Source organism: Aeromonas sp. s8, assembly GCF_040907785.1.
GTDB lineage: Bacteria > Pseudomonadota > Gammaproteobacteria > Enterobacterales > Aeromonadaceae > Aeromonas > Aeromonas veronii.
Genome location: NZ_JBFOCL010000017.1, coordinates 53,684 through 73,976, shown reverse-complemented (window position 1 = coordinate 73,976; position 20,293 = coordinate 53,684). Strand labels below are relative to the sequence as shown.

At 56.2% G+C, this 20,293-nt stretch carries 20 protein-coding genes and 2 tRNA genes; 4 read left to right on the top strand and 18 right to left on the bottom strand.

Annotated elements, in window-relative coordinates; all coding sequences use genetic code 11:
- Positions 1 to 78: 78 nt before the first annotated feature.
- From pnp to rlmE, 15 genes are all read right to left on the bottom strand, one after another.
- Positions 79 to 2,226, bottom strand: a complete 2,148-nt coding sequence (gene pnp, locus AB5Y86_RS06215) for a polyribonucleotide nucleotidyltransferase (protein WP_005338796.1) — start codon at positions 2,224 to 2,226, stop codon at positions 79 to 81.
- A 167-nt stretch (positions 2,227 to 2,393) separates the two neighbouring features.
- The gene (gene rpsO / locus AB5Y86_RS06210) at positions 2,394 to 2,663 is read right to left on the bottom strand and encodes a 30S ribosomal protein S15 (RefSeq protein WP_005338797.1); all 270 of its coding nucleotides are present in this window, start codon (positions 2,661 to 2,663) and stop codon (positions 2,394 to 2,396) included.
- Between the two features lie 144 nt (positions 2,664 to 2,807).
- Entirely contained in the window at positions 2,808 to 3,758 is a 951-nt protein-coding gene (gene truB / locus AB5Y86_RS06205) for a tRNA pseudouridine(55) synthase TruB (protein WP_005338798.1), read from the bottom strand.
- Position 3,759: 1 nt separating this feature from the next.
- Positions 3,760 to 4,197, bottom strand: a complete 438-nt coding sequence (gene rbfA / locus AB5Y86_RS06200; protein WP_005338799.1) for a 30S ribosome-binding factor RbfA — start codon at positions 4,195 to 4,197, stop codon at positions 3,760 to 3,762.
- Positions 4,198 to 4,252: 55 nt separating this feature from the next.
- The gene (gene infB / locus AB5Y86_RS06195; protein WP_005338806.1) at positions 4,253 to 6,946 is read right to left on the bottom strand and encodes a translation initiation factor IF-2; all 2,694 of its coding nucleotides are present in this window, start codon (positions 6,944 to 6,946) and stop codon (positions 4,253 to 4,255) included.
- A 20-nt stretch (positions 6,947 to 6,966) separates the two neighbouring features.
- On the bottom strand, positions 6,967 to 8,469 hold the full coding sequence (nusA, locus tag AB5Y86_RS06190; protein WP_005338808.1) for a transcription termination factor NusA: 1,503 nt from the start codon (positions 8,467 to 8,469) through the stop codon (positions 6,967 to 6,969).
- 14 nt (positions 8,470 to 8,483) lie between these two features.
- Positions 8,484 to 8,942, bottom strand: a complete 459-nt coding sequence (rimP, locus tag AB5Y86_RS06185; RefSeq protein WP_005338809.1) for a ribosome maturation factor RimP — start codon at positions 8,940 to 8,942, stop codon at positions 8,484 to 8,486.
- Between the two features lie 166 nt (positions 8,943 to 9,108).
- Positions 9,109 to 9,185, bottom strand: a tRNA-Met gene (locus AB5Y86_RS06180).
- Positions 9,186 to 9,277: 92 nt separating this feature from the next.
- A tRNA-Leu gene (locus AB5Y86_RS06175) sits at positions 9,278 to 9,362 on the bottom strand.
- 7 nt (positions 9,363 to 9,369) lie between these two features.
- On the bottom strand, positions 9,370 to 9,696 hold the full coding sequence (gene secG, locus AB5Y86_RS06170; RefSeq protein ID WP_005338811.1) for a preprotein translocase subunit SecG: 327 nt from the start codon (positions 9,694 to 9,696) through the stop codon (positions 9,370 to 9,372).
- Positions 9,697 to 10,461 carry a triose-phosphate isomerase gene (gene tpiA / locus AB5Y86_RS06165; protein WP_043822828.1) on the bottom strand — a complete coding sequence of 255 codons (765 nt, stop codon included), beginning with the start codon at positions 10,459 to 10,461 and terminating at the stop codon, positions 9,697 to 9,699. It lies immediately after the preceding gene.
- A gap of 131 nt (positions 10,462 to 10,592) precedes the next feature.
- Positions 10,593 to 11,927 (bottom strand): phosphoglucosamine mutase, encoded by a 1,335-nt coding sequence (glmM, locus tag AB5Y86_RS06160; protein ID WP_139461165.1) that lies wholly within the window; start codon positions 11,925 to 11,927, stop codon positions 10,593 to 10,595.
- Positions 11,928 to 11,942: 15 nt separating this feature from the next.
- Positions 11,943 to 12,788, bottom strand: coding sequence for a dihydropteroate synthase (gene folP, locus AB5Y86_RS06155; RefSeq protein WP_368192409.1), 846 nt, complete (start codon positions 12,786 to 12,788; stop codon positions 11,943 to 11,945).
- Positions 12,789 to 12,847: 59 nt separating this feature from the next.
- Positions 12,848 to 14,794, bottom strand: a complete 1,947-nt coding sequence (gene ftsH, locus AB5Y86_RS06150; protein WP_005343537.1) for an ATP-dependent zinc metalloprotease FtsH — start codon at positions 14,792 to 14,794, stop codon at positions 12,848 to 12,850.
- Positions 14,795 to 14,839: 45 nt separating this feature from the next.
- A complete protein-coding gene (rlmE, locus tag AB5Y86_RS06145; protein WP_005338828.1) occupies positions 14,840 to 15,469 on the bottom strand; it encodes a 23S rRNA (uridine(2552)-2'-O)-methyltransferase RlmE in 630 nt (209 codons plus the stop codon).
- A gap of 97 nt (positions 15,470 to 15,566) precedes the next feature.
- Between rlmE and yhbY the strand changes: the two genes are divergently transcribed.
- Both yhbY and AB5Y86_RS06135 read left to right on the top strand, forming a co-directional pair.
- Positions 15,567 to 15,863 carry a ribosome assembly RNA-binding protein YhbY gene (gene yhbY, locus AB5Y86_RS06140; RefSeq protein WP_005338829.1) on the top strand — a complete coding sequence of 99 codons (297 nt, stop codon included), beginning with the start codon at positions 15,567 to 15,569 and terminating at the stop codon, positions 15,861 to 15,863.
- A gap of 103 nt (positions 15,864 to 15,966) precedes the next feature.
- Positions 15,967 to 16,548 (top strand): hypothetical protein, encoded by a 582-nt coding sequence (locus tag AB5Y86_RS06135; protein ID WP_005338831.1) that lies wholly within the window; start codon positions 15,967 to 15,969, stop codon positions 16,546 to 16,548.
- 76 nt (positions 16,549 to 16,624) lie between these two features.
- On the opposite strand, the gene greA is transcribed toward AB5Y86_RS06135, so the two are convergent.
- From greA to pomA, 3 genes are all read right to left on the bottom strand, one after another.
- Entirely contained in the window at positions 16,625 to 17,101 is a 477-nt protein-coding gene (greA, locus tag AB5Y86_RS06130; RefSeq protein ID WP_005343528.1) for a transcription elongation factor GreA, read from the bottom strand.
- Positions 17,102 to 17,257: 156 nt separating this feature from the next.
- The gene (locus AB5Y86_RS06125; protein WP_236563370.1) at positions 17,258 to 18,151 is read right to left on the bottom strand and encodes a flagellar motor protein MotB; all 894 of its coding nucleotides are present in this window, start codon (positions 18,149 to 18,151) and stop codon (positions 17,258 to 17,260) included.
- Positions 18,152 to 18,159: 8 nt separating this feature from the next.
- On the bottom strand, positions 18,160 to 18,918 hold the full coding sequence (gene pomA, locus AB5Y86_RS06120; protein WP_201994663.1) for a flagellar motor protein PomA: 759 nt from the start codon (positions 18,916 to 18,918) through the stop codon (positions 18,160 to 18,162).
- A 211-nt stretch (positions 18,919 to 19,129) separates the two neighbouring features.
- Between pomA and xseB the strand changes: the two genes are divergently transcribed.
- Positions 19,130 to 19,381, top strand: a complete 252-nt coding sequence (xseB, locus tag AB5Y86_RS06115; protein WP_368192408.1) for an exodeoxyribonuclease VII small subunit — start codon at positions 19,130 to 19,132, stop codon at positions 19,379 to 19,381.
- On the top strand, positions 19,382 to 20,272 hold the full coding sequence (gene ispA / locus AB5Y86_RS06110) for a (2E,6E)-farnesyl diphosphate synthase (protein ID WP_368192407.1): 891 nt from the start codon (positions 19,382 to 19,384) through the stop codon (positions 20,270 to 20,272).
- Positions 20,273 to 20,293: the final 21 nt, after the last annotated feature.

Below are 20,293 nucleotides of genomic sequence, written 5' to 3'. Positions count from 1 at the left end.
CCATAAAAAAGTCCGGCTCCCCAAGGGGAGCCGGACTTTTTACATCAACCGGAATCAATCCGGTATCAGGCGAGCAGATTACTCTGCAGCAGGCGCTTCTTCAGCGGCCGGAGCGGCGTCAGCAGCAGGTGCAGCCGCTTCGGTCGGGGCGTTCGCTTCCTTGATGGAGAGACGTACGCGGCCCTGACGATCCACTTCCAGTACCTTCACCTTGACCACGTCACCGATGGTCAGGTGGTCAGCCACGTTCTGCACGCGAGCGTCGGTGATCTGGGAGATGTGTACCAGACCATCTTTGCCCGGCAGAATGTTGACGAATGCACCGAAATCGGCCAGACGAACAACTTTACCTTCATAGATGCGGTTCACTTCGATCTCGGCGGTGATGGCCTCGATGCGACGGATCGCTTCCATGGCGGCTTCGTTGGCCACGGCGGAGATACGTACAGTACCGTCATCATCCAGCTCGATGTTGGTGCCGGTCTCTTCGGTCAGCGCACGGATCACGGAACCACCTTTACCGATCACGTCCTTGATCTTCTCAGGATTGATCTTGATGGTATGGATACGCGGTGCGAAATCGGAGATCTGGGCACGCGGAGCCTGGATAGCTTCATCCATCACTTTCAGGATGTGCAGACGAGCGCCACGAGCTTGCTTCAGCGCAATCTCCATGATCTCTTTGGTGATGCCTTCGATCTTGATGTCCATCTGCAGCGCGGTCACACCTTCGGTGGTACCGGCTACCTTGAAGTCCATGTCGCCCAGGTGATCTTCGTCACCCAGAATGTCGGACAGCACGACGAAACCTTCTTCTTCCTTCACCAGACCCATGGCGATACCGGCAACGGAGGCCTTGATCGGCACACCGGCATCCATCAGCGCCAGAGAGGAACCACAGACAGACGCCATGGAGGAGGAGCCATTGGATTCGGTAATTTCAGAGACCACGCGCACCACGTACGGGAACTCGGCGGCGCTCGGCATCACGGCAGCAACGCCGCGCTTGGCCAGACGGCCGTGACCGATTTCACGACGCTTCGGGCTACCCATCATGCCGGTCTCACCGACACAGTATGGCGGGAAGTTGTAGTGCAGCATGAAGCGATCGGCACGGTTGCCGGTCAGCTCGTCGATGTTCTGGGCATCGCGCTCGGTACCCAGAGTGGCGACCACGATGGCCTGAGTTTCACCACGGGTGAACAGGGCAGAGCCGTGAGCACGGGGCAGAATACCGGTACCTACGCTCAGGGCGCGGATCATTTCCGGATCGCGACCATCGATACGCGGCTCACCACGTACTACGCGACCACGAACGATGCGGCTTTCCAGGCTGTGGAACTCTTCGCCGATCTTCTTGGCATCTTCTTCCACGCCGGAAGCGATAACTTGCTCAACCACACGGCCCTTGATGGCAGCGATGGTTTCGTAACGAACGGCCTTCTCGGTGATGCGGTAGGCTTCACCCAGCTCGGCGCTCGCCAGCTCGGCAACCTTGGCTTTCAGCGCTTCGTTGACAGCAGGCGGAGTCCAGTCCCACGGCTTGGTGCCGACGGCAGCGGCAAACTCGTTGATCGCATTGATCACGGTCTGCATCTGCTCGTGACCGTATACCACGGCGCCCAGCATCACTTCTTCGGAAAGGATGGCCGCTTCGGACTCAACCATCAGCACGGCATTGGCAGTACCGGCAACTACCAGATCCAGATCGCTCTGCGGCAGTTCGGTGGTGGTCGGGTTCAGCACATACTGACCGTTCATGTAACCCACGCGAGCAGCACCGATCGGGCCGCCAAACGGGATACCGGAGATGGCCAGTGCAGCAGAGGCACCGATCATGGCAACGATGTCGGGGGATACGGCCGGATTCACGGACATTACGGTCGCAACGACCTGAACCTCATTGAGGAAGCCTTCCGGGAACAGCGGACGAATAGGACGGTCGATCAGACGGGAGATGAGGGTCTCGCCTTCGCTCGGACGGCCTTCACGACGGAAGAAACCACCCGGGATACGACCAGCAGCATAGGTACGCTCCTGGTAGTTGACGGTCAGCGGGAAGAAATCACGGCCGTGATCGGCCTCTTTCTTGCCGACGACGGTCACAAATACGCAGGTATCGTCCATGCTGACCATAACGGCCGCAGTGGCTTGACGGGCCATCACACCGGTTTCCAGAGTGACGGTGTGTTGACCGTACTGGAATGACTTTACAATAGGATTCAAGTGAATTTCCTTTTTACAATTTGGCTCTTTAAATTCGCGCACAAGTATACTTGATTCGATGCAAAAGGTAAGCGGCGACGCGAATTCTGTGAGGCAGGCAACGGCTTGAAGAGCAATAAAAAAGGGGAACCTGACGGTTCCCCTTTTTCGCGAAATCTGATGGTCGATTAACGACGCAGACCCAGCTTGGCGATCAGAGCAGCATAACGCTCGGAATCTTTACGCTTCAGGTAGTCCAGCAGCTTACGACGCTGGGAAACCATGCGCAGCAGACCGCGACGACCGTGGTGGTCCTTGGAGTGCTCTTTGAAGTGACCTTGCAGATGGTTGATCTGGGCAGTCAGCAGGGCAACTTGCACTTCGGGGGAACCGGTGTCGTTGGCGCAACGAGCGTTGTCAGCAACGATTTGAGCTTTGATCTCAGCATTTAGAGACATGGTAATACTCCAGTAGAGTGTTTAAAGGTTCACAGCCAATCTCTAATTCAGCCGTGAAATGAGTGCGGTATCATAATCGTCCCCGCCCCTTTTCGCAACGATAAAGAGGCGAAACGGGAAAGACACGCTGATACCGCCTGAGGATCACTCCTCGTCGTGATAACGCACCAGTCGCTTGGGAGCGACGCGGCCATCATCATCAATCTCGCCAACCCCGATGAACTCGCGCTCCGGGCCGACCGTCATGCGAACCTGACCGCTTTGCGGCGCACCCGCCACCTGCACGGCCTGGCCCTGATTCACATAGGCAGCCACAACCGCCAGCATGTTCACCTCGGGCAAGCTTGCTACGGCGGTGTCCATCGGCAGCAACAGCGGATCCAGCTGCTCGCGCGGCGGGATGCTCTCGGCCTTGGCCTGCTCGAAGATGCACTCGAGTTGCTCCAGCGTCAGCATCCGCTCGTACGGATAGCTGGCCACCTGGGTACGACGCAGCTGGGTCACGTGGGCGCCACAACCCAGCACTTCACCCAGATCATCCACCAGAGAGCGGATGTAGGTGCCCTTGCTGCAGTGCACTTCAAGGCGCACTTCATCACCTTCAAAGCTCAGCAGTTTGAGCTCGAATACGGTGATGGGACGGGCTTCACGCTCAATCTCGATGCCTTCGCGGGCATATTCGTAGAGCGGACGGCCGTTGTGCTTGAGCGCGGAGTACATGGACGGCACCTGCATGATGGGGCCGCGGAACTGGTCCAGCGCCTCGATCAGGGTACCGACAGCCACGTTCACCGGACGGGTGGAGACCACCTCACCGTCGGAGTCGCTGGTGTTGGTGCGCTCGCCCAGTTTGGCGGTCACCTCATAGCGCTTGTCCGCTTCCAGCAGATACTGGGAGAACTTGGTGGCCTCGCCGAGGCAGATCGGCAGCATGCCGGTCGCCAGCGGATCCAGTGCGCCGGTGTGACCGGCCTTGGCGGCGTTGTAGATGCGCTTGACCTTCTGCAACACATCGTTGGAGGTCAGGCCGGTCGGCTTGTCCAGCAGCAGAATGCCGTGCACATCACGGCCCTTGAAACGACGTCTTCGGGTCATCTCAGGCTTTATCCTCAGTCGTGTCATCCGGTGCAGATTCAGCTTCTTCGTCACGGCCGGATTCGGCCATGCGACGCTTGTCTTCACGCACAGTGTTGGTCACCAGGTTGGAGAGACGCATCCCCTCGACCAGGGTCTGGTCGTAGTAGAAACGCAGCTCGGGCACCACGCGCAGACGCATGGCACTGCCCAGCAGACTACGGATATATCCGGCTGCTTCGGTCAGACCCTGCAAGCCTTCCTTGATGCGCTCGGCATCATTTTCCAGCTGCAAGAAGGTGACATAAATCTTGGCATAGTTGAGGTCACGGGACACTTCCACATCGGAAACGGTCACCATGCCGATGCGCGGGTCTTTCACCTCGCGCTGCAGGATCAGCGCGATTTCACGCTGGATCTGCTGTCCGACCCGACGGGTCCGGCTGAATTCTCTGGCCATATTCTATCCTGCGATAAAAGGGGGCCGCGGCCCCCTATTTTGTCTAACTCTCGGCTTACAGAGTCCGTTGGATTTCAACAGTCTCGTAAACTTCGATCTGGTCGCCTTCGCGCACGTCGTTGTAGTTCTTGACCGCGATACCACACTCGTAGCCGTTGCGAACTTCGTTGACGTCATCCTTGAAGCGGCGCAGGGATTCCAGCTCGCCTTCATAGATAACCACGTTGTCACGCAGAACACGGATACGGTTGGAACGCTTGACCACACCTTCGGTAACCATACAGCCGGCAACTGCGCCGAACTTCGGAGACTTGAAGACGCTACGCACTTCAGCCAGACCGATGATCTCCTGACGATACTCAGGGGCCAGCTTGCCGCTCATGGCCTGCTTCACTTCGTCGATCAGGTCATAGATGACGGAGTAGTAACGCAGATCCAGGCTCTCGGATTCGATGACCTTGCGCGCAGATGCGTCGGCACGGACGTTGAAACCAACCAGGATGGCGCTGGAAGCAGCAGCCAGGGTCGCGTCGGTTTCGGTGATACCACCTACGCCGGAACCCACGATCTTCACCTTCACTTCATCGGTGGAGAGTTTGACCAGCGCATCGCAGATCGCTTCCACAGAACCTTGTACGTCGGCCTTGATCACCACGTTCACTTCGGACACTTCGCCCTCGGTCATGTTGGCGAACATGTTTTCCAGCTTGGCCTTCTGCTGGCGAGCCAGCTTGACTTCGCGGAACTTGCCCTGACGATAGAGCGCCACTTCACGGGCTTTCTTCTCGTCACGGACAACGGTGGCTTCGTCACCGGCAGAGGGAACGCCGGACAGACCCAGGATTTCCACCGGCAGGGACGGACCCGCTTCCTTGATCTCGCGACCCAGTTCGTCACGCATGGCGCGAACACGGCCGTACTCGAGACCACACAGAACGATGTCGCCCTGACGCAGAGTACCTTCTTGTACCAGTACGGTAGCAACCGGACCACGACCTTTATCCAGGAAGGATTCGATCACGACGCCGTTGGCCATACCGTCAACCACCGCTTTCAGCTCCAGTACTTCAGCCTGGATCAGGATGGCCTCCAGCAGGTCGTCGATGCCTTCGCCAGACTTGGCGGACACGTGCACGAACTGGCAGTCTCCACCCCAATCTTCGGACATGACGTTGTAACGGGCCAGTTCGGTCTTGACGCGATCCGGATCCGCTTCCGGCTTGTCGATCTTGTTGACCGCAACAACCAGCGGCACACCGGCAGCCTTGGCGTGCTGGATAGCTTCGATGGTTTGCGGCATCACGCCGTCGTCAGCTGCAACAACCAGAACAACGATATCGGTCGCCTTGGCACCACGAGCACGCATGGAGGTAAACGCCGCGTGACCCGGGGTGTCCAGGAAGGTGATCATGCCACTGTCGGTCTGGACGTGATAAGCACCGATATGCTGGGTAATACCACCGGCTTCGCCAGCAGCAACCTTGGCTTTACGAATGTAGTCGAGCAGCGAGGTCTTACCATGGTCAACGTGACCCATGATGGTAACGACCGGTGCGCGCGGCTTGGCTTCGGAGGTCTCGTCACGATCGGACAGTACCGCCTCTTCCAGCTCGTTCTCACGACGCAGCACAACCTTGTGACCCATCTCCTCGGCGACCAGCTGAGCGGTCTCCTGGTCGATCACCTGGTTGATGGTGGCCATGGCACCCATCTTCATCATCACCTTGATGACTTCAACGCCCTTGACGGCCATCTTGTTGGCCAGCTCGGCCACAGTGATGGTCTCGCCGATGACGACATCGCGGTTCACCACGGCAGCCGGCTTGTTGAAGCCGTGCTTCATGGCGTTCGGCATGGCGACCTTGCCGCGCTTGCCTTTACGGGCACGCGGGTTGCGAGAGTCGCGATCATCTTCACGACGACCGGCTTTCTTCGGTGCCTTGGCTGCTGCGGCAGTGCGGCGGCTGGTCTCTTCTTTCCGATCCAACTCGTCTTCTGCGGCTTGCGCATGCTTGTTGGTGGTCAGATGGTAGTCGCTGCTCTCTTTGGCACGAGCGGCCTCTTCTTCAGCCCAGCGGGCTGCGTTCTGTTCCGCCATGAGACGAGCCTCTTCGGCTTTCTTCGCGGCGAGTTCTTCAGCTTTTTTCAAAGCTGTTTGTTCCTGTTGGCGCTTCAGTTCTTCTGCTTCGCGCTTGGCCATCTTTTCTGCCTCTTGCTGAGCTGTGCTACTGGCTGCTTTGGCGGGCTGTGAAGCCTGTCGAGCCTTTGATTGTGCCTCGATCCGCGCCTTTTCCTCAGCTTCACGACGAGCCTGCTCAGCCTCACGGCGAGCCTTCTCTTCAGCTTCGAGGCGAGCCTTCTCTTCGGCCTCGCGACGAGCTTTTTCTTCTGCTTCCAAACGCGCTGTTTCCTCGGCTTCCGCCTGACGCTGTTCATCTTCCAGCGCCGAGCGTCTTACATAGGTGCGAGACTTGCGCACTTCTACCTGCACTTCCTTGTTCTTGCCGCCAGTCCCCTGAACACTGATGGTGCTCTTGGTCTTGCGCTGCAAGGTCATGCGGGCAGGAGCGGCGACCTCGTCACCTCCATGCTGTTTCTTCAGGTGTGCCAGCAGAGCCTGTTTCTCAGACTCGCTGACCATGTCGTCGGCCTTGCTCTTGCTGATACCGGCATCGACAAACTGCTGGAGAAGACGATCAACCGGTGTGTCGATGTCAGTGGCAAGTTGTTTGACTGATACTTCTGCCATTCATTTTCCTCCGTTTGATCTTACTCGGACTGCTCTTCTCCGAACCAACAGATATTGCGAGCAGCCATAATGAGCTCACCTGCCTTCTCGGCAGTCAGCCCTTCAATATCAGCAAGGTCATCGATACCTTGCTCAGCCAAATCTTCCAGGGTGCCCACGCCACGGCCCGCCAGAGCGTAAGCCAGTTCGCGGCTCAGACCGTTCAGATTGAGCAGCTCTTCGGACGGCTCAACGCCATCGAAAGACTCTTCTTTGGCCAGTGCCTTGGTAGTCAGGGCATCTTTGGCGCGCTTGCGCAGCTCTTCGACCATGTCTTCATCCAGACCGTCGATAGCCAGCAGCTCGTTGACCGGTACAAAGGCGATCTCTTCCAGGGTAGAGAAGCCCTCTTCCATCAGCAGACCGGCGAAATCGTCGTCGATGTCCAGGGTGCTGGTGAACAGGTTCATGATGCGGTCGTTTTCGGCCTGGTGCTTGGCACGCATGTCCTCAACGGTCATCACGTTCAGCTCCCAACCGGTCAGCTGGGAGGCCAGACGCACGTTCTGACCATTGCGACCGATGGCCTGAGCCAGGTTGGCAGCTTCCACGGCGATATCCATGGTGTGGTTGTCTTCATCAACGATGATGGAGGCCACATCGGCAGGTGCCATGGCATTGATCACGTACTGGGCCGGGTTGTCATCGTACAGTACGATGTCGGCACGCTCACCGCTCAGCTCGGCGGAGACAGCTTGCACACGGGCACCACGCATACCGATACAGGCACCGATCGGGTCGATACGACGATCGTTGGTCTTCACCGCGATCTTGGCGCGGGAACCCGGATCACGGGCAGCGCCCATGATTTCGATCATCTCTTCACCGATCTCCGGTACTTCGATACGGAACAGCTCTTTCAGGAAGTCCGGGCTGGAACGGCTGACAAACAGCTGGGAACCACGGGCTTCCGGACGCACTGCATACAGCAGGCCACGGACACGGTCGCCCGGGCGGAAGGTTTCACGCGGCAGCATGTCATCACGGAAGATCACGGCTTCAGCATTGCTGCCCAGATCCAGGATGACGTTGTCGCGGTTGCTCTTCTTGACCACACCACTGATGATGGTGCCTTCTTTATCTTTAAACTGATCAACTACTTGTGAACGCTCGGCTTCGCGCACTTTCTGCACGATAACCTGCTTGGCGGTCTGGGTAGTGATACGGTCGAAGGTCACAGAGTCAATCTGGTCTTCAACATACTCACCGATCTGGATTTCCGGCTGATCGATCTGCGCCGCTTCCAGGGTGATTTCCGCGTAGGGGTTCTCCATCGCGGCTTGATCCGCAATGACTACCCAGCGGCGATAAGTGTCGTAGTCACCGGTCTTGCGATCGATTTCGACCCGAACTTCAATCTCGCCTTCATATTTCTTCTTGGTCGCAGTCGCCAGCGCGGTTTCCAGAGCCTGGAAGATCTTCTCGCGGGGTACCGCTTTCTCGTTGGATACTGCGTCAACGACCAGCAAAATCTCTTTATTCATATCCGATAGCCTCGTTAACCAAAGTTCGGCACTATGTTCGCTTTTTGGATATTGGTGAAAGCCAACACGTCGTCCTTACCATCTACTGTCAGGGTGATCATGTCGCCTTGCACAGCTTTGATTACGCCTTTGAACTTGCGGCGGTTGTTTGTTGCCATCCGAAGCGTTACCGCCGCCTCTTGGCCAACGTATTTTTCGAAATGGGCAACCTTGAACAGGGGACGATCCAGGCCTGGGGAGGATACCTCGAGGTAGTACTCCTCGGTGATGGGATCTTCGACGTCCATGATGGCGCCAACCTGATGGCTGACCTCAGCACAGTTCTCGACAGTCACACCCTGCTCGCCGTCGATATAGACACGCAAGGTGGAGTGTTTACCCGCACGGATAAACTCAATACCCCAAAGTTCAAAACCCAAGGCAACGACCGGAGCCTCGAGCAGATCGGTCAAACGTTGTTCCAACGTAGCCAAAGTCACCCTCCGAAAAACAAAAAAAGGGCATAAAGCCCAGATAGATATCGATTCAGAGTAAATTGCACATAACAAAAAGCCCCGATGTCAAATCGGGGCTTGGCGCTTTACCCTGATTGTCGCCTCGCAGCGACCGCCTTCCTGAGCGTAGGAAATGCGTGAAATTTGGTTGCGGGGGCCGGATTTGAACCGACGACCTTCGGGTTATGAGCCCGACGAGCTACCATGCTGCTCCACCCCGCGTCCGAAATCGTGCGAGATTATAGCCACTTCACTCTCTCGATACAAGACTGACTGGCTATAATACACTCGGTTTCCCGAGCTCACTGCTTAATTGGTGCCGTGGGCGGGACTCGAACCCGCACACCCTAGAGCACTACCCCCTCAAGATAGCGTGTCTACCAATTCCACCACCACGGCAAAACTCTTACTCGGGAACGTCAGTATCTTTCTTCACTGGCGCTTTGGTCTGCTCAACCTGTTGGGTTTGTTGCAGATTTTCCCATTCACTACCCTGCTTTACCTTGTTGCTGGACATAGAGCCGAGCACCAGGCTGATAACGAAAAACAGAGTAGCCAAAATTGCTGTTGTTCGGGTCAGGAAACTGCCTGAGCCACCGGAGCCGAATACTGTGTTCGATGCCCCTGCGCCGAATGAGGCGCCCATATCAGCCCCTTTACCTTGCTGAATCATCACCAGACCAATCAGAGCCAGTGAAACCAGCAGATAAACGACTAAAAGAATCTCGTACATTTAACTTGCACCCTTTGCCGCTTCAACAATTCCTAAAAACGCATCGCTATCGAGACTTGCTCCGCCAATCAGTCCACCATCAATGTCGGGCTGTGCAAACAAATCTCTCGCGTTGCTCGGCGTTACGCTCCCACCATAGATGATTCTAACTTTCTCACCTATTACCGGAGTATCCTCCGCCAAGCGACCACGTATAAAGGAATGAACCTCTTGTGCCTGCTCGGGTGTGGCGCATTTACCTGTACCTACAGCCCAAATCGGCTCGTAGGCGATGATAGCATTATCGAAAGCCATCGCGCCATTTTTCTCTATGACGATATCCAGCTCTTCAGCGATCACCTCGAAGGCTCTTCTCGCCTGCCTCGCCGCACCTGATTCACCTAAACAGAGGATGGGAATCAAGCCTGCCGCTCTGGCTGCCGCAAACTTCTCTGCGACGATAAAACTGGTCTCACCAAAGAGACGCCTGCGCTCGGAGTGCCCTACCAATACGTAACGACACCCTGCCTCAACCAGCATCTGACACGAGATTTCTCCGGTGTAAGCGCCAGTAGCGTGCTGACTCACATTCTGAGCCCCCAACTTTATTACCTTCTGCTCATTGAGCAGTGAAGCGCTAAAGTCGAGATGCACATGGGAAGGACAGAGAACCACATCTACTTTTCCGTCAACGCCGTTCAGGCACTGACTCGTAAACTGCTCCAACTGCGACCTACTACCGTGCAACTTCCAGTTGGCTGCTACAAACGGCTTGCGATGTCCCATCGGCAACTCCCTTGCGAAAGCGGGGCTGATAATATCCAGAGGATGCTCAGCTGACAAGTGCTATTTTTAAATTTTTGAATCGTTTGAACAAGATACAACCAGGGCGACTAAAAAGCCGCCCCAACTGTTCATTAAAACGCCGATTCAACCTGCTTGGCGATGCGCTGAGCCATGTCACGCACCTGCTGTTCATGCTCCCCTTCGACCATGACCCGGATCAGCGGCTCGGTACCTGATTTGCGCAACAGTACGCGACCACGACCAGCCAGCTCCTGTTCCACCTTGGCAACCTCAGCCATGACAGAATCAGCGGCCAGCGGATCCTTGCCTTCGGCAAAGCGAACATTCACCAGCACCTGCGGGAACTTGCTCATGCCGGAGCGCAGCTTGGCCAGCGGCATCTCGGCACTGCGCATGGCGGTAAGCACCTGCAAGGCGGCTACGATGCCATCACCCGTAGTGGTCTGATCCAGACAGATAATGTGGCCGGAGTTCTCGCCACCGATGCGCCAGCCCTTCTCTTCCATCATCTCCAGCACATAGCGGTCACCCACCTTGGCACGGGCAAACGGAATGCCCAGGGTTTGCAGCGCCAGCTCCAGCCCCATGTTGGCCATCAGGGTGCCGACGACACCGCCTTTGAGGCGACCATTGCGCAGAGCATCGCGTGCGATGATATAGAGCACTTCATCACCGTCGATGAGATAGCCGGTGTGGTCAACCATGATCAGACGGTCACCATCACCATCAAAGGCAACCCCCAGATCAGCCTTGCACTCCAGTACCTTGGCAACCAGAGCGTCAGGCGCAGTCGAACCGACACCATCGTTGATATTGAGACCATCCGGGGCACAGCCCATGGTGATCACTTCGGCACCTAGTTCGCGGAAAACCGACGGCGCAATGTGGTAAGTGGCGCCGTGGCCACAGTCGACCACCATTTTCACCCCATCCAGATTCATGTGAGAGGGGAAGGTGCTCTTGCAGAATTCGATATAGCGACCGGCGGCATCATCAATGCGCACCGCTTTGCCAAGTTCGGCCGACTCGACACACTTGAGCTCGTGATCCAGCTCGGCTTCGATAGCCAGCTCGACATCATCGGGCAGCTTGGTGCCGTCGGCGGAGAAGAACTTGATGCCGTTGTCGTAGAAGGGGTTGTGGGAAGCACTGATGACGATGCCAGCTTCGGCACGGAAAGTGCGAGTCAGGTAGGCAACCGCCGGCGTGGGCATCGGCCCCATCAGAATGGCCTTGAGGCCTGCCGCGGAGAGCCCCGCTTCCAGCGCGGATTCCAGCATGTAACCGGAGATGCGGGTATCTTTGCCAATCAGCACCTTTTTAGTGCCCTTCTTGGAGAGCACTTTGCCGGCAGCCCAACCCAATTTCATTACAAAATCAGGGGTAATCGGGTATTCGCCAACCTTGCCGCGCACACCATCGGTACCGAAATACTTTCTTGCCATTGTCTGTTCTCTTTATTATCTGGAAATAAAATCTTGTCCCGTCATTGCCAGCCAACCGACGCGCAATGCGTCCATGGTCTCCCGTACATCGTGTACCCTGATGATGCGGGCCCCATGCTGCATGCCGATAAGGGCGCATGCCAGACTGCCCGCCAGACGCTCATCCACCGGACGGCCCAGCAGGTTGCCTATCATAGACTTTCGCGACATCCCCACCAATAGCGGTAAGCCATAATCAAGCAGTTCCTTTTGAGCCGCCAACAGCTGATAGTTGTGTGCAAGGGTTTTGCCAAAGCCATATCCCGGATCCAGCAACAGCTCTTCACGACGGATCCCGACCGCCAGACAAGCCGCAATACGCTCATCAAAGAAGGCGCGAACCTCCCCGATCAGGTCCTCATAGTGCGGCTCGACCTGCATGGTTCTCGGCTGCCCCTGCATATGCATCAGACAGACCGGAACCCGAGCTTCGGCCGCGGCTTGCAGTGCTCCAGGTTCTTGCAGTGCCCGCACATCGTTGATCAGATGGGCACCCGCCTTGCAACCCTCCCGCATCACAGCCGCTTTGGAGGTATCGAGGGAGATCATCACATCCAGCTCACGAACCATCTGCTCCACGACAGGAATGACCCTGTCCAGCTCCTCCTGCTCGCTCACATCGGGCGCACCAGGGCGGGTTGACTCGCCACCGATGTCGATGAGGGTCGCACCGTCAGAGACCATCTGGCGCGCATGGGCCATTGCCCGTTCAAACTGGTTGAAATGGCCGCCATCGGAGAAGGAGTCGGGCGTCACATTGAGGATCCCCATCACATGGGGACGATCGAGGGAGAGGCTGAGCCCCTTGCTGGTTAACTGCATTTTCACATCCATCTGATAAAGAAAAACCCCGGGCAAGCCCGGGGTTTGGATAGTCACGATTATTTGGCCGGAGCGTCGTTGGCTTTGTCGATAGTGACATCCGCCACCGGTGCAGCCTCATCGGCAGGCTTGGCCTCGGCAGCCACAGTGGAACCGCCTTGCGGGGTATCACCGTGCTCGTCATGCCAGTTGCTCGGAGCACGTACCTCGCGACGGGCCATCAGATCATCGATCTGTTTGGCGTCAATGGTCTCGTACTTCATCAGCGCATCTTTCATGCTGTGCAACACGTCCATGTTATCCAGCAGGATCTGCTTGGAACGGGCGTAATTGCGGTCGATGACCTGCTTGACCTCGGCATCGATCACGCGAGCTGTATCGTCGGACATATGCTTGGCCTTGGCCATGCTGCGACCGAGGAACACCTCGCCATCTTCTTCCGCGTAGAGCATCGGGCCGAGACGCTCGGACATACCCCACTGGGTCACCATCTTGCGGGCGATGTCGGTGGCACGCTCGATATCGTTGGATGCACCAGTCGATACCTTCTCGGCACCATAGATCAGCTCTTCTGCCAGGCGACCGCCATACAGGCTGGAGATCATCGACTCCAGATGCTGCTTGGAGTGGCTCCAGCGATCCTGCTCCGGCAGATACATGGTCACACCCAGCGCACGACCGCGCGGAATGATGGAGACCTTGTAAACCGGGTCATGATCCGGCACCAGACGACCAATGATGGCGTGGCCAGCTTCGTGATACGCAGTCATCTCTTTCTCGGACTCTTTCATCACCATGGAGCGGCGTTCCGCACCCATCATGATCTTGTCCTTGGCCTTCTCGAACTCGGCCATGGAGACCACTCGGCGGCTCTCACGGGCAGAGAAGAGGGCAGCTTCGTTGACCAGGTTGGCCAAATCCGCACCGGAGAAACCGGGTGTACCACGGGCAATCAGCGCCGGATTGACGTCATCCGCCAGCGGAACTTTGCGCATGTGCACTTTCAGGATCTGCTCGCGCCCACGGACATCAGGCAGACCGACCACAACCTGACGGTCGAAACGGCCCGGACGCAGCAGTGCCGGATCCAGTACGTCAGGACGGTTGGTGGCAGCAATGACGATGATACCTTCATTGCCTTCAAAGCCATCCATCTCGACCAGCATCTGGTTAAGAGTTTGCTCACGTTCATCGTGACCACCACCCAGACCGGCGCCACGCTGGCGACCGACCGCATCAATTTCATCGATGAATATGATGCAGGGGGAGGATTTCTTGGCCTGTTCGAACATGTCACGCACCCGGGAGGCACCGACACCGACGAACATCTCCACGAAATCGGAACCAGAGATGGTGAAGAACGGCACCTTGGCCTCGCCCGCAATGGCCTTGGCCAGCAAGGTCTTACCGGTACCGGGAGGACCAACCAGCAGCACACCGGTCGGGATCTTGCCACCCAGTTTCTGGAATTTGCTCGGGTCGCGCAGATAGTCGACCAGCTCCTTCACCTCTTCCTTGGCTTCATCACAACCTGCAACGTCAGCAAAGGTAGTCTTGATCTGATCTTCGCTCATCAGGCGAGCCTTGCTCTTGCCGAACGACATGGCACCTTTGCCACCGCCGCCCTGCATCTGACGCATGAAGAAGACCCAGACACCGATCAGCAGCAGCATCGGGAACCAGGAGATGAAGATAGAGGTCAACAGAGACGGCTCTTCCGGCTTCTCGCCCATCACTTTGACATTGTGATTGAGCATGTCGTTGAGCAGCTGGGGATCCGGCGCAGGGATGATGGTGGTGAATCGTTCACCAGTACGCTTGACGCCATTAATGACCTTACCGTCCATCCGCACTTCACGGATCTGCTCTTGGGTCACCTCTTTAACGAAGCTGGAATAGTCCAGCTGGCGACTGGTGGTATCGCTGGGGCTGAAGCTATTGAACACCGACATCAAAACGACGGCGATGACCAGCCACAGGATTAAGTTTTTCGCCATGTCACTCAAATCAGTAACCTCGCAGACTGACAGTTAACGATGAAGGTTAGGGTACTACAGTTTAAAACCGGTAGCCACAATGTAGACTTCCCGTGATCTGGCGCGGGATGAGTCTGGTTTACGAATTTTGACAGCGGAGAAAAGTTTACGAATTTCATTGAGATAGGCATCAAAGCCCTCTCCCTGAAACACCTTCACTACGAAACTGCCGTCACTACGCAATACCTGATTGCACATGTCGAGCGCCAGCTCGACCAGATACATGGCGCGAGCCTGATCCACCTGCTGGGTACCGCTCATGTTGGGCGCCATATCAGACATCACGACATCGACCTTGTCGGGGCCCACTCGCTCCAGCAAGGCGCCGAGTACAGTTTCCTCCCGAAAGTCCCCTTGCAGGAAATCGACACCAGCAATGGGATCCATCGGCAAAATGTCACATGCGATGACGCGACCCGAATCACCAACCTGTTCAACCGCGAACTGGGACCAACCACCGGGGGCTGCTCCCAAATCCACTACGGTCATGCCATGTTTCAGCAAGCGATCCTTGCCCTGGATCTCGTCAATCTTGAAAACAGCACGAGAACGCAGGCCCATTTTCTGGGCTTTTTTGACGTATTGATCGTCGAAATGTTCTTTTAACCAGCGAGTTGAACTGGGGGAACGTTTTTTCTGGGTCATGATAATCGACTTTAAAAAACCACAAGGGTTATTAGTATTAAGGGCTAAGTGGGGGTAGAATACGCCCCTTTCAACCCTGACTTATGAAGAAATTGCGATGATTCTCAACAATAAACAGAAACAGTACCTCAAGGGCCTTGCCCATAGCCTCAAGCCTGTCGTCCTGCTGGGTCAGCATGGTCTGACCGAAGGTGTACTGGCCGAGATCGATCTGGCACTGAACCATCACGAGCTGATCAAGGTTAAGGTTGCCTCTGAAGATCGCGAAATGAAACAACTGGTTATGGATGCTATCGTCCGTGAAACCGGTTCAATCAAGGTGCAAAGCATGGGTCATGTGCTGACCATCTATCGTCAGGCCAACGAACCCAAAATCCAGCTGCCCCGCAAGTAAAAGGAAAGAGCATCGCTCTTTCCTTATTCCACTTCTTCCCGAGTCGCTTGCCAAAGTAGTCGCAAAGCCCTTAACCTGCGATGAATACTTCCGGACACGCATTATGGCTCACCATCCTATTCTGACCGACGATGAGCTGGCCATGCTGCGGGACTTGGGGAGCAATCAGGACACCCATGTTCTGAGTGGTCACCTCGATGCCCCCATGCTTGGCTTGCTGCAAAAAGCCGAACACCTTGTACTCGAAGCCCGCTTCGCAGGCCATCAGCTGCGTTTTCCCCTGAGCTTTACCCAAGGGGAAGATGGCTTCGTCGAGCCCCGGTTATCTGCACCGGTCATCAGGGAGTTGGGATTTGCGCAACCGCGCGCCTGGCGTCTCACCCAAAAAGCCAAGCTATGCAGCGAGCTGGGCCTGTTTCAGGTACTCAGCCTCTCCCTCAACGGCCTCATCGTGGAAAATTTGCCAATCGACATGGTGGCCGATACCCCCATCAACGGCGAGCTCTGCATCGAGCAAGAGGCCCCTCTTCCACTGCAGGGACGACTGGTAAGGCGCATCAAAGCCAATGCCGACCATGCCACTTGGGCACTGAGCTTTCAAATGAGCGAGAGCAACATCGAACGGCTGCGCCATTGGTTGTTTCAGCGTCATCAGGACGCCTTTACCGAGGCGTATCTGTCCTGATTTTTATCAATAATCATATAGATAAAGACAAACAGGGGAGCGCCAGCCCCCCTGTTTCATCGTCTGTAGCATTCGCTTAGATATAAGCGACTTCCAGCACTTCGTATTCCACATCGCCAGCAGGTGTCTTGACGATTGCGACATCGTCCACTTCCTTGCCAATCAGGGCGCGAGCAATGGGGGAGTTGACAGAGATGAGGTTCTGTTTGATATCAGCCTCATCGTCACCCACGATGCGGTAAACCACCTCTTCCTCTGTCTCGCTCTTGAGCAGAGTCACCGTCGCGCCAAAAATAACGCGGCCGTTGTTGGTCATCTTGGTGACATCGATCACCTGCGCATTGGAGAGCTTGGCTTCAATCTCCTGAATGCGGCCTTCACAGAACCCCTGCTGCTCGCGAGCGGCATGGTATTCGGCATTTTCCTTCAGATCGCCGTGCTCACGGGCATCGGCAATCGCTTCGATAATCTGGGGACGAAGCTCGGTCTTGAGATAATCGAGCTCTTCGCGCAGCTTCTCAGCGCCGCGAACAGTCATCGGAGTATGATTCATAGTCGAAACCTGGGTTGCTTGAAAATAGAAACTGCGGCCATCTGCAAGGAGGCCGCAGCAATCGGTTCGGATGAGGCATCTTAATATGAAGCCAACACAAAATCCACGTCAGCCCCCTGATGCAGATCCCACTTGCGTCATCGATATTACCCTCGCTTACTTCCCTTCCGGTACGGAAATGGGGGCCGAAACGGTCGGTTTGCCCTGCATGATGGCGATCTCCACCCGCCGGTTCATCCGACGATTTTCCGGGGTGGTATTGGGCACCAATGGTTGGGAGTCCGCCATCCCCTGCACCACCAGTCGCCCCTGATCAAAACCGGGGACCTTCAGCATCTGGTGCGCCACCGCCACCGCCCGTTGCGACGACAACTCCCAGTTGGACTGGAACAGCTCATCTTCGGTCGCCACGTTGTCGGTGTGACCGGAGATGGTGATTTCACCCGGCACATCCTTGAGCAGGGTCGCGACCTTGCGAATGACCGGCCAGAACTGGGGTTGCAGAAATGCCGAACCGGCCGGGAACGACGCTTTTTCCCTGATCCGGATGATGATCTGCTGGCCCAGCGCCTCAATTTCGATGGCACCGTCCTGGATCTGATCTTTCATCTGCTCGGCGAGGGCTTTGGCCAGGGTATTGGATTGTTCTTGTGCCTTCTTCGCATCCTGCGCGGTATCGCCCCCCGTCTGTTTGCCATCACTCTTGTCCTGACCACCGGCCTGATCCGCCTCACCGGGCAGAAACTCCAGTTCGGTCTGAGTCATATCGATGGTCTGCTGCATCACGGTATCAATCGGCGTGGGCTCAGGGCGACCCGGCCTGAACTCTTGGGCAATCACCGAGGTTCCCTTGGGAATATCTTTCACCTCGAGGATATTCTGAACCCCGAACGCATATTTCATTGAACCGGCGATCTGCTTGAACTTGAGGACGTCCATCTCGGCAAAAGAGAGTAGCAGCACGAAGAAACACATCAGCAGCGACATCAGGTCGGCAAAGGTACCCATATAGGCAGGAAGACCGGGGGGCGGACACTTACATTTAGCCATTTGATATGCTACTCCGCCGCTTGCCCGCGTTTGGATTGATGCAAATAATTCTTGAGCAACGACTCAATGATACGAGGGTTTTGTCCATCCTGAATCCCCATAATGGCATCCAGAATAAGCGAACGACTAAGACGTTCTTCGGCATTACGCAGATCCAGCTTGTCTGCAATCGGTATGGCAAACATGTTCGCCAAAATCGCACCATACAAGGTCGTCAGCAAGGCTACCGCCATCGCCGGACCGATCGACTTGGGGTCACTCATATTTGACAACATGGCTACCAATCCCACTAGAGTACCAATCATCCCCATGGCAGGGCCCAAATCTCCGAGAGCTCTGAACACCTTGATCGCATTAGTGTGCCGTTCCTCGGTTAGATCGATATCCTTTTCCATCACAGCACGTACCACTTCGGCATCGTGACCATCCACCAACATATCAATGCCCTTTTTCATAAAAGGATTGGGGATTTCTGCCGCTTCCAACGCCAGAAACCCCCCTTTGCGGGCAGCATCAGCCAACTCGACAGACTTGAGGATCAGATCATCGAGCTTATCGCTTTTATACATAAACGCTTTCCCTGCAACCTTGAAAGCGAGAAAAAACTGACCCAAGTTAAATTTCATCATTCCGATGAAGATTGACCCCATAAAAGTGATCAGAATGGATGGAACATCGACAAACATGCCCAAGCCACCGCCAAGAACCATGGCGTATCCTACCACCCCGAAACCCAGCACTATCCCTATCAGACTGCCTAGATCCACGTCCCTACTCCTGTCACCGGTTCTTATGCCTAATTATAGTTTGTTGAATTTTCTGCTATTGCGACCCTAGCGGCAAGCATGCATCCACTGAGAATAATGGCTCATTATCGGCCAGTTTAGCGAGAGTTTGAGGGGGCAATGCTTTTCTGCCTCCCCCCTGTGGACGGTCGATGTTAATATAAGCCGTTTTTTTCAATCCCCGAGGATGGACATGGCCAGTAAAAAAATCGACCGTCTGAGTTTTGATGCCACTCTGGAAGAGCTGGAAACCATCGTTCATCAGCTGGAAGAAGGTTCCCTACCCCTGGAAGAGGCACTCAAGCAGTTCGAGCAGGGCGTTCATCTGGTTCGGGCCGGTCAGCAGAAGCTGGAACTGGCCGAACAGAAGATCCAGATCCTGCTCAGTCAAGCCGATGGCAGTGACCAGCTCGCCCCCTTCCAGCCAGAACAAGGAGAGGAGTGAGTGGCGCTGGACCATTTTTCCCGTCTGCATCGTCAGCGTATTGACGACTGTCTGTCAGCACAACTTGAATCCTTGCCCGCCATCGCGCCACGCCTGCGCGATGCCATGAGTTATGGCCTGCTGCTGGGCGGCAAGCGGGTTCGCCCGTTTCTGGTCTATGCAGTCGGCGAGATGCTGGGCGTCAAAAGCGAACTGCTGGATGGCCCCGCGGCTGCCGTGGAGTGCATCCACGCCTACTCCCTGCTGCACGATGACCTGCCCGCCATGGATAACGACGACCTGCGTCGTGGTCAGCCAACCGTTCACAAGGCGTTTGACGAAGGAACCGCCATTCTGGCCGGTGATGCGCTGCAGACCCTGGCGTTCTCCATTCTCGCCGATCACCCCATGCCCGATACCTTGATGGCCAACCGGGTGCGAATGCTGAGTACCCTCGCCCGCGCCTCCGGCTATCTCGGTATGTGTGGCGGCCAGGCGCTGGATCTGCAGGCTGAAGGGCGCCAGATCACGCTTGCCGAACTGGAGCAGGTACACCGCCACAAGACCGGTGCGCTGATTGAATGTGCCGTGGCGCTCGGCGCCCTGTGCAAAGCCGATGTCGATGACGCCACGCTGGCTGCCCTGCAAACCTACGCCGCCGCGATTGGCCTCGCCTTTCAGGTGCAGGATGATATCCTCGACATCACAGGTGATACCGCCACCCTGGGCAAGCCGCAAGGTTCTGACCTGGCGCTGGAGAAAAGTACCTATCCGGCCCTGCTCGGACTCGAAAATGCCCGTGAGCTGGCTCGCGAACTGCATGGGAAAGCCTTAACAGCCCTGCAATCCTTGCCCTACAATACCGACATTCTGGAAGCGTTTGCCGATTACATCATCGAGCGAACCCACTAAACGCTGGATAACAGTAACAAT

Bases quoted from the DNA above. Each gene is read 5' to 3' on its own strand.
- rpsO (WP_005338797.1), bottom strand. From the start codon at position 2,663: ATGTCTCTAAATGCTGAGATCAAAGCTCAAATCGTTGCTGACAACGCT.
- truB (WP_005338798.1), bottom strand. From the start codon at position 3,758: ATGACCCGAAGACGTCGTTTCAAGGGCCGTGATGTGCACGGCATTCTG.
- rbfA (WP_005338799.1), bottom strand. From the start codon at position 4,197: ATGGCCAGAGAATTCAGCCGGACCCGTCGGGTCGGACAGCAGATCCAG.
- infB (WP_005338806.1), bottom strand. From the start codon at position 6,946: ATGGCAGAAGTATCAGTCAAACAACTTGCCACTGACATCGACACACCG.
- nusA (WP_005338808.1), bottom strand. From the start codon at position 8,469: ATGAATAAAGAGATTTTGCTGGTCGTTGACGCAGTATCCAACGAGAAA.
- secG (WP_005338811.1), bottom strand. From the start codon at position 9,696: ATGTACGAGATTCTTTTAGTCGTTTATCTGCTGGTTTCACTGGCTCTG.
- tpiA (WP_043822828.1), bottom strand. From the start codon at position 10,461: ATGGGACATCGCAAGCCGTTTGTAGCAGCCAACTGGAAGTTGCACGGT.
- glmM (WP_139461165.1), bottom strand. From the start codon at position 11,927: ATGGCAAGAAAGTATTTCGGTACCGATGGTGTGCGCGGCAAGGTTGGC.
- folP (WP_368192409.1), bottom strand. From the start codon at position 12,788: ATGCAGTTAACCAGCAAGGGGCTCAGCCTCTCCCTCGATCGTCCCCAT.
- rlmE (WP_005338828.1), bottom strand. From the start codon at position 15,469: ATGACCCAGAAAAAACGTTCCCCCAGTTCAACTCGCTGGTTAAAAGAA.
- yhbY (WP_005338829.1), top strand. From the start codon at position 15,567: ATGATTCTCAACAATAAACAGAAACAGTACCTCAAGGGCCTTGCCCAT.
- AB5Y86_RS06135 (WP_005338831.1), top strand. From the start codon at position 15,967: ATGGCTCACCATCCTATTCTGACCGACGATGAGCTGGCCATGCTGCGG.
- greA (WP_005343528.1), bottom strand. From the start codon at position 17,101: ATGAATCATACTCCGATGACTGTTCGCGGCGCTGAGAAGCTGCGCGAA.
- AB5Y86_RS06125 (WP_236563370.1), bottom strand. From the start codon at position 18,151: ATGGCTAAATGTAAGTGTCCGCCCCCCGGTCTTCCTGCCTATATGGGT.
- xseB (WP_368192408.1), top strand. From the start codon at position 19,130: ATGGCCAGTAAAAAAATCGACCGTCTGAGTTTTGATGCCACTCTGGAA.